Origin of the sequence: Pontibacter qinzhouensis (assembly GCF_008017455.1) — a bacterium.
In the GTDB taxonomy this organism is placed as follows: Bacteria; Bacteroidota; Bacteroidia; order Cytophagales; family Hymenobacteraceae; genus Pontibacter; species Pontibacter qinzhouensis.
Genome location: NZ_VRTY01000010.1, coordinates 1 through 13,337 on the forward strand (window position 1 = coordinate 1; position 13,337 = coordinate 13,337).

14 protein-coding genes are annotated in these 13,337 nt (G+C 46.1%); 9 read left to right on the plus strand and 5 right to left on the minus strand.

Annotated features, from left to right (window positions below; all coding sequences use genetic code 11):
- The coding region (locus FVR03_RS03870; protein ID WP_147920457.1) for an adenosylhomocysteinase at positions 1-732 on the plus strand (732 nt) is incomplete at its 5' end.
- A gap of 157 nt (positions 733-889) precedes the next feature.
- Here FVR03_RS03870 and FVR03_RS03875 read toward each other — a convergent pair.
- Positions 890-1,633: a LytR/AlgR family response regulator transcription factor gene (locus FVR03_RS03875; RefSeq protein ID WP_147920458.1), complete on the minus strand. Its 744-nt coding sequence runs from the start codon at positions 1,631-1,633 to the stop codon at positions 890-892.
- 35 nt (positions 1,634-1,668) lie between these two features.
- On the minus strand, positions 1,669-4,662 hold the full coding sequence (locus FVR03_RS03880; RefSeq protein WP_147920459.1) for a ligand-binding sensor domain-containing protein: 2,994 nt from the start codon (positions 4,660-4,662) through the stop codon (positions 1,669-1,671).
- A gap of 922 nt (positions 4,663-5,584) precedes the next feature.
- On the opposite strand from FVR03_RS03880, the gene FVR03_RS03885 reads away from it, so the two are divergent.
- The 8 genes from FVR03_RS03885 (at position 5,585) to FVR03_RS03920 (ending at position 11,287) form a co-directional block, all read left to right on the plus strand.
- Positions 5,585-6,346, plus strand: coding sequence for a glycosyltransferase family 2 protein (locus tag FVR03_RS03885; RefSeq protein ID WP_147920460.1), 762 nt, complete (start codon positions 5,585-5,587; stop codon positions 6,344-6,346).
- On the plus strand, positions 6,346-7,392 hold the full coding sequence (locus tag FVR03_RS03890) for a glycosyltransferase family 9 protein (RefSeq protein ID WP_147920461.1): 1,047 nt from the start codon (positions 6,346-6,348) through the stop codon (positions 7,390-7,392). Before FVR03_RS03885 ends, FVR03_RS03890 begins: the two co-directional genes overlap by 1 nt.
- Before the next feature lie 149 nt (positions 7,393-7,541).
- The gene (locus tag FVR03_RS03895) at positions 7,542-8,135 is read left to right on the plus strand and encodes a sigma-70 family RNA polymerase sigma factor (RefSeq protein ID WP_147920462.1); all 594 of its coding nucleotides are present in this window, start codon (positions 7,542-7,544) and stop codon (positions 8,133-8,135) included.
- Positions 8,136-8,166: 31 nt separating this feature from the next.
- Positions 8,167-8,448: a zf-HC2 domain-containing protein gene (locus tag FVR03_RS03900; RefSeq protein ID WP_147920463.1), complete on the plus strand. Its 282-nt coding sequence runs from the start codon at positions 8,167-8,169 to the stop codon at positions 8,446-8,448.
- Between the two features lie 8 nt (positions 8,449-8,456).
- A complete protein-coding gene (gene gmk / locus FVR03_RS03905) occupies positions 8,457-9,035 on the plus strand; it encodes a guanylate kinase (RefSeq protein ID WP_147920464.1) in 579 nt (192 codons plus the stop codon).
- A gap of 1 nt (position 9,036) precedes the next feature.
- Positions 9,037-9,612 carry a nicotinate (nicotinamide) nucleotide adenylyltransferase gene (gene nadD / locus FVR03_RS03910; RefSeq protein WP_147920465.1) on the plus strand — a complete coding sequence of 192 codons (576 nt, stop codon included), beginning with the start codon at positions 9,037-9,039 and terminating at the stop codon, positions 9,610-9,612.
- A 463-nt stretch (positions 9,613-10,075) separates the two neighbouring features.
- Complete coding sequence (locus FVR03_RS03915; protein ID WP_147920466.1) at positions 10,076-10,321, plus strand: hypothetical protein; 246 nt, start codon at positions 10,076-10,078, stop codon at positions 10,319-10,321.
- A 297-nt stretch (positions 10,322-10,618) separates the two neighbouring features.
- Positions 10,619-11,287 (plus strand): FkbM family methyltransferase, encoded by a 669-nt coding sequence (locus tag FVR03_RS03920; protein ID WP_147920467.1) that lies wholly within the window; start codon positions 10,619-10,621, stop codon positions 11,285-11,287.
- 66 nt (positions 11,288-11,353) lie between these two features.
- Here FVR03_RS03920 and frr read toward each other — a convergent pair whose 3' ends face one another.
- The 3 genes from frr to FVR03_RS03935 all read right to left on the minus strand — a co-directional run bounded on the left by frr (position 11,354) and on the right by FVR03_RS03935 (position 13,332).
- Positions 11,354-11,917: a ribosome recycling factor gene (frr, locus tag FVR03_RS03925; protein ID WP_147920468.1), complete on the minus strand. Its 564-nt coding sequence runs from the start codon at positions 11,915-11,917 to the stop codon at positions 11,354-11,356.
- Between the two features lie 117 nt (positions 11,918-12,034).
- The gene (pyrH, locus tag FVR03_RS03930; protein ID WP_147920469.1) at positions 12,035-12,754 is read right to left on the minus strand and encodes a UMP kinase; all 720 of its coding nucleotides are present in this window, start codon (positions 12,752-12,754) and stop codon (positions 12,035-12,037) included.
- An 80-nt stretch (positions 12,755-12,834) separates the two neighbouring features.
- Entirely contained in the window at positions 12,835-13,332 is a 498-nt protein-coding gene (locus FVR03_RS03935; RefSeq protein WP_147920470.1) for an acyl-CoA carboxylase biotin carboxyl carrier protein subunit, read from the minus strand.
- Between the last annotated feature and the right edge of the window lie 5 nt (positions 13,333-13,337).

Here is a 13,337-nt window from a genome sequence, read left to right on the forward strand (position 1 = left end):
GATAACAAATACGGTTGTAAAGAATCGTTGGTAGATGCGATTCGTCGTGCTACTGATGTAATGATGGCCGGTAAAGTAGCTGTTGTTGCTGGTTACGGCGATGTGGGCAAAGGTTCTGCTGCTTCGCTTCGTGGTGCCGGTGCCCGTGTTATTGTAACCGAAATAGACCCGATTTGTGCTTTGCAAGCTGCTATGGATGGTTTTGCTGTAAAGAAAATGGCAGATGCCATAAAAGAAGCCGACATTGTAGTTACTGCTACCGGCAACTACGGTATTATTGGTGAGCAGCACTTCCGCAGCCTCAAAGACAAAGCCATTGTATGTAACATCGGCCACTTCGACAATGAAATTGATATGGCTTGGTTAAATGGCGCTTACGGTCATACAAAAGACACTGTTAAGCCGCAAGTAGACCTCTACAACATTGATGGCAAAGACGTAATTGTGCTGGCAGAAGGCCGCCTGGTGAACCTGGGTTGCGCTACTGGTCACCCGTCTTTTGTAATGTCTAACTCTTTCTCGAACCAGACACTGGCACAGATCGAACTTTGGACAAACACAGCTGCATACGAAAACAAAGTATACACACTGCCTAAGCACCTCGACGAGAAAGTTGCCCGCCTGCACCTGGCCAAGATTGGTGTTGAATTAGACGAACTTTCTGAAGAGCAAGCAGCTTACATTGGTGTAGAAGTTCAGGGTCCGTTTAAGCCTGAGTACTACCGTTACTAGTTTTTAAGGATACAAGACGCAGGATATAAGACGTAAGACTTTTCCTGATATAAAAAGAGAAACCCGGTGCAACAGCACCGGGTTTCTCTTTTTATATCAGGAATTATGCTAATGATTTAGGCCTTCAGAAGCTTTTAAACAGAAAACAGGTCAAGGGCTAAATGATGTTAAACCTCGACATAAGCGTTTTTTTGTAGGATTTGCCAATCGGAATGTCACCTTTGCCGAAAACAACGGAGTTTTCTTCCAGGGCCTCAATTTTATCGAGGTTGGCGATGTAGGAGCGGTGCACGCGCACAAAGTTTTGCGCCGGTAGCTTATGCTCCATGTCTTTAAGGGTAGAACTTACCAGGTATTTCTGGTCGGCAGTTACAATAAAAGAATAGTTATCGTAGGCCTCAACCCACAAAATATCGTTGTAAAGTACTTTAATAATCCGATGCTTTACTTTTACAAAGATGTAGTCGGTAGCAACCTCCTGCTCTTTATTGTTAACCGGGGCAGGTGTTTCTTCGGCTTCTTCGGCTTTGTGGTCGTGCTTGTACAAGGCAATTTCGATAGCGGAGCGCAGGCTTTTCATATCGAAGGGCTTTACCAGAAAGCCGTCGGGCTCAGTTTTTTTGGCTCTGTCTATAGTAGCTTTGTCGGCATAGGCTGTCAGGAATATAAACGGAATTTTGAATTCATTTTTAATAAGAAGGCCAATGTCTATGCCATCGGCTTTACCGCGCAGGTTTATGTCCAGCAGTACGAGGTCAGGCTTTGTCTCCCGGATCATTTCTATTGTGTCTTCGCCAGAGTCTATGGCGCACGTTTCGTAACCTAACTCTTCTAAACAAGCCGCCAGGTCTTCCGCGATAATGACCTCATCCTCTGAAATAAGAATTTTAGGTTTTGTCATAACAATATGTTCTTACATGTATTTTCAAGGTAAGGTTATATATTAAAATACAAAGTAGATAGTGCACCCTGCTCGTTCTGTAGCTCCAGCCTTCCGTTTAGCTTTTTTATGAGAGAGTTTACCAGGCGCAAGCCAAATGAAGTTGCGCTTTTCGGATCAAAGTCTGCTGGCAGGCCCACCCCGTTGTCTGCAATTACCAGTTTATGCGTTGAGGAGGTGTGTTGCGTTAACCGAATTTTCAGCCACCCTTTACGCTCGTTCGGGAATGCATATTTTAACGTATTGGAAACTAGTTCGTTTACGATAAGCCCTAGTGTTATGGCTGAATCTATGTCAACTTTTAAATGCGGTATTTCCAGTTCCAGCGCTACATGTTCCGGATTAGTGCCGAAAGAAGAGTAAAGGCTCTCGCATATACCCGAAAAGTAGGTGGCCAGGTCTATTTCTGCCAGGTCTTCGTGCTGGTAGAGGCGCTCGTGCAGAATAGCCATGGAGCGTACTCTGTTGCGGAGTGCCTGCATAACCTGTATCGATTCAGGGTCCTGTATATGGCGGGTTTGCAGGTTGAGCAGGCTTATAACAATCTGCAGGTTGTTTTTTACGCGGTGGTGAATCTCCTTCAGGAGTGTTTCCTTCTCCCTGTTTTTTTCTTCGAGCAAGCGCGTGCGGTGCTTTACCCTTTGCTCCAGTAGCGAATTCTGTTTTACAAGGCTTCGCTCGCGCAACCTGATGAGTGAAATAATTGCCATTGCCACTGCCAGCAGCAGCACCCCAATAAACCATTCCCGCTTCCAGACAGGTGGGGCAACAGTAAAAGTATAGCTAGCGGGTTCTGGAGTCCAGAAGCCATCGTTGTTGCGGGCCAGCACCTGGAACGTATAATCGCCGGGGCTCAGGCTGGCGTAGGTGGCGTAGTTGTTAGCTGTTACGCCCGACCAAGCATCCTGGTAGCCCAGCAAGCGGTACCGGTAGCGCACCTGCTCCGGGTTGGTTAACGAAATGCCCTGAAAACCAAAGGTGATGTGGTTCTGGTCGTACCGTAGCCGAAGGTCTGCCGGGAGCCCGGTTACGGTATCGGTATCGAAGCCCAGTGCCTGCCAGTCGGCGGGCTGCATAAAGAGTTCGATAGAGGTTAAGAAGGCATTTGGGTGCACATTGTTTGGGCTAAAGGTGTGATGAGCGTATTGTGTAAGGCCTTGTGCGGTGCCAAACCATACTCTTCCATCGGGTGTCTGGGTTATAGCATTCAGGCTTACCTCTCTGCCCCTGAAGCCTTCGTTAGCCGTGTAGGCTCTAAACTGTAGTTCGTGCTGCTGCTGAAAGGGAGCTAAGTTTGCTTTGAGAACACTACGCCCGGTACCTGCCCAAAGGTAGTTCTGCTTATCTACGTACAGGCTCAGAATACTTTCGTCGGCCACACCATTGGGAGCGTGGTACACACGTGGGTTTTGCAGCGTACGGTCGAGCGTGAGCAGGCCCTGGTCGTAACTCCCGAAAAACAGGTTGCCGAGCGAGTCTTCGGCCATGCTATACACATCTCTGAACTTAAATGGCTTTACCGCCTCCACTTCCTGCCACGTGCTGCCGTTTTGCCTGAAGATGCCATTTTCGGTTGTAGCCCACATGGTTTGCCTGCTATCGAGGTGCAGGTAGTATACTTTGCCCAGCATGCGGGCCTGGTGTGCTGTAAACCTGCCGTTGCTGAACCGTGCAATGCCGTTGGCGGTTGCAAACCAGAAGGTACCCTGTTGGTCTGGTAAGCAGCTGTATACCTCGTTGGCCGGCAAGCCATGGTCGGTAGTGTAGTGTGTGGCGGTTGTAGGCGATATTTTCCAGATGCCGTGGCTGGTGCAGACCCAGGTCTCCTGGTCGCTGGCTACCCAGATGTCGTAAATGGTGGTGCCGGTGGGCCAGAGACCTCTGCGCAGCCATTGCGGCTTGTTCTGCTCCATGTAAGCGGCATGGCCATCTTCGGTGCCGAACCAGAGTCTGCCTTGGGCATCCTGCGAGAGTGCTGTAACACGAAGTTCCTCAATCAGTCCGAAATCGAAGTAATGTGTAAACCAGGGGTTGCGGTATTGCTGTAGCCCCTGCCCATCCGTCCCGATCCAGATATTGCCTTCTGTATCGGAAATAATGGCCGTAATGTGATTGGTTTTTAGGCCGTTTTCTTTTGTGATGTGTTCAAATGCCGTTCCGTTTCCTTTTAAAACGCCTTCCTGCCTCAGGCCCAGCCATACATTATCTTCGGCATCTTGTGCAAAGCAAACTATGTCGGGTTGCGTAACAGTGGCCGGTAGCGTAACTCCCGAAAGCCTGCCTCGCGCGTAAACAGCTACTCCCATGTTAGTACCTACCCAGATGCTGCCGTCTGTGTTCTGGCTTATAAAGTTGACTTTGTTAGCTGGCAAGCTGCTGTTTTGTGTATGGAAGGAGCGTAGGCCAGAGGTGGAGCTATAGAACAGACCAGCTGTTGCGCTGCCTGCCCAAATCTCTCCGGCAGCTGTGCAAAGCACCGCCGTGTAGGCTAGTTCCGGAAAGTTGCCTGCCTTTACAAAAGCATCTTGCTGCGTAACAAAAAGCCCTCCGTCTGTGGCTGCCCATATACGACCTGCCGTATCTTCTGCCAAACTATTAATTCTGTTAGCTCCGGGTACATCGGGCAGCTGGCGCAAACTAATTTTCTGGCCGTTATACACCATAATGCCACGCCTGGCAGTACCAATCCAGATGCGGTTACGCTTATCTTGCAACAAGGCGGTAATGTGGTTGCTGTTAAGGCCCTGCCGACGGGTAAAGGTCGTAAAGGCGGTGCCATTAAAGCGGCTCAGGCCACTGTGGGTGCCTAGCCAAAGCTGGCCTTTGTGGTCCTGCAGCAAAGCGTTTACCTGCGATTGCGGCAGGCCTTGTTCCTGCGTCCAGCTCCGGAAGTTGTACTGTTGCGCATCTACTACTACGGGGTAACCAAGCACCAGCAGCAGGCTGAGGAGCCAATTGAGGTAATGCCCTGTATAGCATTGGTTTTGCATTCTGTAGAATTAAAATGTGATTTATCTAAAGTACGAGTTTTCAGGATAATGTTTAGCATATATGTTAATCTACTTATATAGACAGCGACAGTACTTCCTGGAAATAGTTTTACGAAAATACAAAAGAGGAAAAGTTTTGTGTCGTGATACTTATGTCCTGTTTTTAGGAGAGATACAATTTCAATTTCTGATAAGTTATGACGCAGTCTATATACTCTTGCAATTTATAAAAGCTGACAGTAACAGAAAAGAAGCATAGCAAAGGGTACAGAAACCGAATACTGGCTAATGAGTGGAGAACCCTGTGGGTACTAAGAGTTAAGGATTAAACTAAACTTTTTCTGGTATCTTTTTCTTGCTTATAGCGGCTTTACCACAGCTTCTGGGCGCTTTAAGCCTTTGCAAACGGTAGTAGCTCTTCATGCATGAACGTAGGCTGTTTCTAGGTAGACCCTTGGTGAACTTTTAGCTAAAATCCTTTTGGAGGCAGTTTTTATTAGCATAATTTGAAATGCAAGGTGCCATATTCGGTAACATCCGGATACAGATGAAATTTTTTATTTTTTTTCTGAACCAGTGTAACCTTGGCTATTGTGGCTCCGTATAAAAGAACGGCTAAAAGTTGAAGATTAATTTATTTAAGTAGATTCATTTTCAAAAATAAAAAAAGTCTCTCTGGAAACGGAGGGACTTTTTTGTTTATATCCCTGCCGTTCGAAATAAGGTAATTATAACTCTCTTACAGGTTAGGATACAGCTCTTAACAATTGGTAGAAACGGGCAGAATTTGTTCCTTTGCTCTAAAACCATCATCTTAGGTTGCTTTACCTGCAGGTCTGGTGTGGCCGTTTTATGTTTTAGCGGGCCATCTAACACCTTCGTAATGTACTGTCAGATTATGGTAAAAAAGCCTGTTATCAGCATGAATAGAAAGCTATCAGTAGTCATTATAACTTATAACGAAGAAGAGAGCATCGGGCGTTGTCTTGAATCGGTGGCAGGTATAGCAGATGAGATTGTGGTGGTCGATTCTTTTTCTACAGACAGAACAAAAGAGATTTGCGAGGCGCATGGTGTTACTTTTTCTGCTAACCCTTTTAAAGGCCACATAGAACAGAAGAATTACGCTTTGAACCTGGCTAGCCACGATTATGTGCTCTCGCTTGATGCCGATGAAGCGCTGACTCCTGAACTGCGCCAGGCAGTGGCAGCAGCCAAAGCCAACTGGACTGCAGATGCCTACAAACTGGCACGCCTTACCAACTACTGCGGCAGCTGGATAAAACACGGCGGCTGGTACCCCGACTGGAAAGTAAGACTCTTTGATAAACGAAAAGCGCATTGGGGCGGCCAAAACCCACACGACCGGATAATTTTAACCGGAGAGGCTACCTTAGGAGTTTTAAAAGGCGATTTGCTGCACTACTCTTATTTCAGTATAAAGCAACATCTGGATCAGGTTAACTTTTTTACGGAAATAGCCTATCAGGAAATGAGGAGCAGAAATAAAAGTACTTCAGTTATGGCTTTGCTCCTGAAGCCTCCCTTTAAATTTATAAAGATGTATTTTATTCAGTTGGGTTTCCTGGATGGTTTTGCCGGATTCTGTATAGCTGTTATCTCGTCTTATGCGGTGTTTGTGAAGTACGCAAAGCTTTATCTTTTTAACAAGAACAGAGCCTGATGAAGACAATTCTTATAAGCAGGCCAGATGCAATTGGTGATGTGGTGCTCACGTTACCTATGTGCGGTTGGCTGAAGCATGTGCTCCCGGGCTGCCGTATTATTTTTCTGGGCTCAACCTACACGGCTCCTGTAGTTGCCTGCTGCGAACATGTAGATAGTTTTATAAATGCCGATACACTGCTTGCCCTGCCATACCAGGAGCAGGTAAATTTCCTGAAGGCGCAGTCTGTTGATATTATACTGCATGTGCTGCCACACAAAGCTATTGCCAGGCTGGCATACAAAGCCAGAATTCCGCTGCGTGTAGGTACCCGCAACAGGTGGTTTCATTGGCGCACCTGCAATAAATTAGTAGCCCTGAGTCGTAAAAACTCCGACTTACACGAAAGCCAGTTGAACCTGCAACTACTCCAGGGAATTGGCATAAACCATTTCCCGGCCTTTGCAGAGATGCACCGCTATACAGGCTTTACCAGAGTTGCTCCCTTACCTGCCTGGGCACAGGAGCTGTTAAATCAGAAGCAGCCAGGAAAGTTGAATATTATTCTGCACCCTAAATCGAGAGGCAGCGCCCGCGAGTGGAGTTTGCAGCACTATGGCGCGTTGGCCCGCCTGCTGCACGGGCAGGGCCACCAGGTGTTTGTAACCGGAACTGCCAAAGAGGGCGATTTAATAAGAGATTGGCTGCAAGAGCACTCAGAGTTCGTATTAGATATGACAGGCCGTTTCGAGTTAGCTGAATTTATAAGTTTTACAAGCGCAGCAGATGGTATAGTGGCAGCCAGCACCGGCTCGCTGCACCTGGTGGCAGTAGCAGGGGGAAATGCCCTGGGAATTTATGTGCCTATGCGGCCCCTACACCCTGGGCGTTGGGCTCCAATTGGGGAACATGCCGATTTTCTGGTAAAGCCAATAGACTGCAACGCCTGCCGGAAAGCACCCGCAACCTGCAGCTGCATAAACGAAGTAAGTCCGGATATGGCTCTGGGCCGTATATTAAACTGGAGACCTCCTGCAAAACAGGATATAGAGAAACCTGTATAGAGTTATAGCCACAACAGGTAACTTTTTTACGCCAATTTTGTATGTAGTCCTATATAGTTGCCCTTTGTTAAGGATAAATAAAGATAGGGGCCTATCTTTGTGACATTAGACAGGCCTGATTCACTTTCGTAAGTACAAACTCCAATTAAATGAGCGAGCAAACAGGTAAACAACTTAGTAAAGAGGAAAAAGATGCACGGTTTGAGGCCGAGCTACTTCCTGTACTGGCCCCTCTGTACAACTTTGCCTACAGACTGACCTTAGATGAAGATGATGCCAACGATCTGGTACAGGAAACATATCTTAAGGCATATCGCTTTTTTGATTACTTCGAACAAGGAACTAATGCAAAAGCATGGCTGTTCCGAATCCTGAAGAACTCCTTCATAAACGAGTTCAGGAAAAAAAGCAAACAACCCGCTAAAGTAGACTATAGCGAGGTAGAAGGGTATTACAACACCGACGACGTAGAGGGAGAGGGAGGCGTTGCCACCACCACCGATATGCGCACCGAAAGCGTGCAGGACCTGATTGGAGACGAAGTGGCAAGCGCCTTGAATGCATTGCCTGTCGATTTCAGAACTGTCATAATCTTGTGCGACCTGGAAGGATTTACTTACGAGGAAATGGCCAAGATTTTAGACATACCGATAGGAACGGTCCGATCGAGGCTGCACCGCGCCAGAAACTCCCTGAAAGAGAAGTTGGAAGAGTATGCAAAAAGCATGGGATATAACAGTTAATCACAAAAAGTATTAAGAGTTTGAAGTTAAGATGGAAACAGAATTTACAGAAGCGTATCAGAGAACGTCTGCGGAAGGCAGGGAGACAGAGTGTGAGAAGGTAGCTAATATCTTAGACCTGGTAATAGATGGAGAAGCCAGTACTGATGAGCAGCATTTTTTTAATTCTCATATTGAGGAGTGCGTGTCCTGCTTCGAAAGCCATCAAAAGCAAAAGCTTCTGAAAAGCATAATCAGTGGCCATTTAAAGCGTGTTATTGTTCCCGATCGACTCGCTACATCTATAAAGGCTAGAATCCAAGAAACCGTATAACACCCCTGATGCAAGGAAAAATCATCATATTCTCGGCTCCATCCGGTGCCGGCAAAACTACAATCGTTAAACACCTGCTACAGGTGAACCCTACATTAGACTTCTCCATCTCGGCCTGCACCCGCGATAAGCGCGGAAGAACCGAAGAAAACGGGAAAGACTATTATTTTATCACCCCGGAAGACTTTAAGAAAAGAATAGAGAACGATGAGTTTGTGGAGTGGGAAGAAGTGTATGAAGGCGCTTTTTACGGCACTCTGAAATCTGAAATAGAGCGTATTTGGGCAACAGGTAAATATCCTATACTGGATGTTGATGTTAAAGGAGGACTGAGTATAAAGGAATTTTACAAAGACAAAGCACTGGCTATTTTCGTAAAGCCACCCTCAATAGATGAACTGGCCAAACGCCTGACCGCCCGCAACACCGACTCTACGTCCAGTATATCGAGCAGGGTGTTTAAGGCAGAGTTTGAGCTTCGGTTCGAAAACAAGTTCGACCAGGTAATTGTGAACGATAACCTGGAAGAAGCCTTTGCCAAAGCAGAGAAACTGGTAGGCGATTTCCTGAACCCGGAGCAGGCGTAGCATGAAGGTAGGGCTCCTTTTCGGCTCTTTTAACCCGATCCACGTCGGGCACCTGCTGCTGGCAAACTACATGGCTACGAACACCGACCTCAACACAGTTTGGTTTGTAGTATCGCCGCAGAATCCGTTTAAGCAAAGCAACACGCTGCTGCACGAGTTCGACCGGCTGCACATGGTGTCGCTGGCCATCGGCGATAATCCTGACCTGGGTGTGTCTAACATAGAGTTTCAGATGCCTAAGCCGAGCTACACCATCGATACCCTGACCTACCTGCAGGAGAAGTACCCAAGCTATGAGTTTGTATTGATCATGGGGGAGGACAATTTAGCGGGTTTTCCGAAGTGGAAAAACTACGAGAGCATTCTGAACTACCACCGGGTGTATGTGTACCCGCGTTCAGGCTCCGCCACCACCGATCTTACCACCAGACTGCCTAATGTTACCTTTGTGAAAGCCCCTGTGCTCGACATATCGGCTACCTTTATCAGAGACTGTATCAGGCAAGGCAAATCGGTCAGGTATATGCTACCCGATGAGGTAGCTGCTTATATTAAAGTGCACAAGCTTTACCTATAGCCCTACAAAAAAACCAGAAGCCCCGACTGCTTGATTTAAGCTGCCGGGGCTTCTGGTTTCCGGGGCGTTTCATTAAGCCCGCTAACCCTTGAGCTACTTTAGGGCAAAACTCCTTCTGAAGGCTATTTTCATTTAAATAATTGCTCGTTGGCCAAAGCGAACTCTTATATGGGTAAGGTTAAACTAAACTTAACTAAATTGGATAAAGGAGAAAACAAAAACGGAGTAGCCCAACCCTTGAACTGAATAAGCCTGAAATCCTTTGGAAGGCCATTTTCATTAGAATAATTGCTGTTTACAGGAGATACATATGATAAAGGGTGCTACAGGAGGTCATAGTTAATGTGCCAAATTTTAAGGGCGGTAAGCCGTATTGGCCAAAAGTCCGTTTAAGGGTAATGGTTTTAGTATGTCAAACTAAATCAGTATGTTAATTTAACTAACACCCAAACAGAAGAACACCATGAAAACCTATAAAGTAGTAAAAGTAACAGCTGCAGAGACTTTCGAAACAAGTCTGAATGAGCTCTCACAAGCAGGCTGGAAAGTGGTAAACGCTAACCTCGTCTTCGCCAACGACACCAATAACACGCCTACCTATTTTGCCCTGCTCGAGAATACTCCTTTAGAAGATGAACTAAAACAAATGGTAGAAGAAAACCCTGAGGAGTTACTGAACGACATGGGCCTGAGCCCTTCGTCTAATTAAGCAGCCTGAAGGAGGTACTGCTTCTAGTTATTCATAAAGCTGCTGCTCCTGCCGTCCATCTTCAGTTAGAAAGCTTTTGGGGCAGCAGCAAAATTTAACACATGTTAGCTTTGGAAGTAGTATATTTAAACAAAACTAAAATGTAAGGTAGCAACAAACATGCGCCAGCTGTTGATTCTGCTTAAGGCTGTGTTTATGGTTTGCTGTGTACCGGCAATGGTTTCGGTAAAGCAATTTTTAGGTAGCCAACTAGCCGCGCTACCTAAGAATTTGAACATGGTCTAAAAACCTCTTTGTATGACGGAAATATTTAACAAGCTTAAAAGTAAGAATTTAACGTTCCAGCATGTTTGCGAAGTTGGTGTGTATTTGCCGGAAGTCTCAAACGTGATTGATTTTATCAGAAGTGGCGTAAGAACGTCGTTGGTAGAGGCTGACCTTGGTATTGTTGAGAAAATTAAACAGGTTTTTAAGGATTATAATATTACAGTTTATCCTTTTGCTGTCTGGGATTATACCGGAACAGTTAACTTCTCTAAAGCGCATGCGTCTTCTTTTGTAACGCAGCTAAAAGGCAGCCCGGCCCTGATAAACGACAAATTTGTGGTAACCGAAGACAACACACAGGAAGTAACCTGCAAAGTTTTTTCGGAGATAGACGACGGCACCATCGATTTGCTGAGCATTGATATTGAAGGCAGCGAATGGTATGTTATTAAGCATATGGTGAGCAGGCCAAAGGTGATCTCCATAGAAACGCACGGCAAGAAATATGTGAATCCGTTTATACAGGAAATATTAGCCTGGATGGAGAAAAACAACTACCAGATCTGGTATAAAGATGTAAGCGATACAGTGTTCGTTAAAAAAGGCACTTTTGAGATTACAGCCTTAGAGAAGTTGCAGCTAAAGCTAATAAACCTTCGGGTTAATTTAAGAAGAGCCAGAAAGAACCTGATGGGTTAACAGAAAAGCCCTTTTAGCATCGCAGCTAAAAGGGCTTTTCTGTTATTACTGATACAGCGTAAGAGCTTATACTGTCATAATCTCTGCTTCTTTCTTCACCAGCAGTTCATCAATTTTTACAATATAGCTGTCTGTTAGTTTTTGCACTTTGGCTTCTGCGTCGCGCACATCGTCTTCGGCAGTGCCTTCTTTCTGGAGCTTGCGCAGCGAGTCGTTCACATCTTTACGAATGTTACGGATGCTGATCTTGCCGGCTTCTGTCTCGTTTTTTACCTGCTTTACCAGGTCACGGCGTCTTTCCTCTGTAAGAGGTGGTATGCTCAGCCTGATGCTATCGGCATCGTGCATGGGGTTCAGGTTCAGGTCGCTGTTTTTAATGGCTTTGCCAATTTCAGCCACCATGCTTTTTTCCCAGGGCTTGATTATAAGTGTGCGGGCATCTGGTGTAGAGATATTGGCTACCTGCGATACGGGGGTAGGAGCGCCATAATAATCTACCCGAAGATCTTCTACCATAGCCGGAGAAGCTTTGCCGGCTCTTATTTTGGTAAGTTCAGCACCAGTATGCTGAACAGCCTTTTGCATAGATTCCTCTGCTTCGCTGAGGTAAAACTGAATTTCTTCCGTCATATCAATTTTATCTTAAAGTTCTTCTGCTGAAACTAAATTGTCTGTGTTAAACGATAGTACTATTTTTTGCAAGATCTGTTTTAGGCAACAAATTACCGGAGGGTAATGCAGCTTTTTTTACAAAACCTCATCCATGCTAACAAGGGTACCTATTTGCTCTCCCTGCACCAGGCGCTTCAGGTTGCCGCCTTTGTTCATGTCGAAAACAATTATGGGCAGGTCGTTTTCTTTGCAGAGCGTAAAAGCTGTCATGTCCATCACGTTCAGTCCTTTTTCGAACACTTCTTTAAAAGAAATGTTTGAGTAAAAAATCGCATTCGGGTCTTTTTCAGGGTCGGCTGAGTAAATACCGTCTACACGCGTACCTTTCAGTACCACATCGGCCTCTACCTCAATAGCTCGTAAACTGGCAGCTGAGTCGGTTGTGAAGTAAGGGTTACCTGTACCGGCACCGAAAATAACCACGCGTCCTTTCTCTAAGTGTCGTACCGCTCTTCGCCGGATGTAGGGCTCGCACACCTGCTGTATGCTTAGGCCGGAAAGTAAGCGGGTGAACACACCCAGCTTCTCGAGGGCGCTTTGTAAGGCCATGCTATTAATAACCGTGGCGAGCATACCCATATAGTCTCCCTGCACGCGATCAAGGCCTACCTGCTCTGCCTGCACCCCCCTGAATATGTTGCCACCTCCTATAACGACCGCCACTTGTACTCCAAGCGCCGAAACTTCTTTTATTTCCTGGGCATACTGCATTAATCTGTTAGAATCTATGCCGTACTGTTGTTCACCCATCAGCGCCTCACCGCTAAGCTTTAGCAATATCCGTTTATACTTCACGATTATAAGTTGTATGTATGATTTCCAAAAGATCGAGCTGTGGACGGGCTTTCTGCTGCCCGGCTGGCAACATCAAAAAACTAAAATAAAATCAGCACCTGATTTTTCTCCACGTTCTGGCGCACGGCCACTTTAATTTCCTTTACCACCCCATCGCCTGGCGACTTCAGAATGTTTTCCATTTTCATGGCTTCCAGAATCATAATCGCCTCTCCCTTTTTCACCTCCTGCCCTGGCTGCACCTTAATTTCAAGAATCAGGCCAGGCATGGGCGCTTTCACATCGTTAATTTTCTGCATGTTGGCGTTCGCCATGCCGAGCTTGTCGAGCAGGAGGTCGAACTGGTCTTTTACACTAACCGTTTGCACCATGCCGTTTATCTTTAGCGTAAAGGTTTTGGCCTGATAGTCTGCCTCTACGAGTTCGGCAGTATAGGACCTGTTGTCTTTTAAGATATGAAAAGTATTGGGTCCGATAGGGGAGATGTCCCAGTTGAAAGGTAATCCGTTAAGAAGTACCGCATCTTTCTGTATCGTAACCTGCCATGTTTTGTCGTTAGCGGTTTTTACCTGGAGCATCGTGT

What these genes read in the sequence shown, in the direction of transcription:
- FVR03_RS03915 (WP_147920466.1), top strand. Translation starts at nt 10,076, where the DNA reads ATGAAAACCTATAAAGTAGTAAAAGTAACAGCTGCAGAGACTTTCGAA.
- FVR03_RS03885 (WP_147920460.1), top strand. Translation starts at nt 5,585, where the DNA reads ATGAATAGAAAGCTATCAGTAGTCATTATAACTTATAACGAAGAAGAG.
- FVR03_RS03875 (WP_147920458.1), bottom strand. Translation starts at nt 1,633, where the DNA reads ATGACAAAACCTAAAATTCTTATTTCAGAGGATGAGGTCATTATCGCG.
- gmk (WP_147920464.1), top strand. Translation starts at nt 8,457, where the DNA reads ATGCAAGGAAAAATCATCATATTCTCGGCTCCATCCGGTGCCGGCAAA.
- FVR03_RS03895 (WP_147920462.1), top strand. Translation starts at nt 7,542, where the DNA reads ATGAGCGAGCAAACAGGTAAACAACTTAGTAAAGAGGAAAAAGATGCA.
- FVR03_RS03935 (WP_147920470.1), bottom strand. Translation starts at nt 13,332, where the DNA reads ATGCTCCAGGTAAAAACCGCTAACGACAAAACATGGCAGGTTACGATA.
- FVR03_RS03890 (WP_147920461.1), top strand. Translation starts at nt 6,346, where the DNA reads ATGAAGACAATTCTTATAAGCAGGCCAGATGCAATTGGTGATGTGGTG.
- frr (WP_147920468.1), bottom strand. Translation starts at nt 11,917, where the DNA reads ATGACGGAAGAAATTCAGTTTTACCTCAGCGAAGCAGAGGAATCTATG.
- FVR03_RS03880 (WP_147920459.1), bottom strand. Translation starts at nt 4,662, where the DNA reads ATGCAAAACCAATGCTATACAGGGCATTACCTCAATTGGCTCCTCAGC.
- FVR03_RS03920 (WP_147920467.1), top strand. Translation starts at nt 10,619, where the DNA reads ATGACGGAAATATTTAACAAGCTTAAAAGTAAGAATTTAACGTTCCAG.
- nadD (WP_147920465.1), top strand. Translation starts at nt 9,037, where the DNA reads ATGAAGGTAGGGCTCCTTTTCGGCTCTTTTAACCCGATCCACGTCGGG.
- FVR03_RS03900 (WP_147920463.1), top strand. Translation starts at nt 8,167, where the DNA reads ATGGAAACAGAATTTACAGAAGCGTATCAGAGAACGTCTGCGGAAGGC.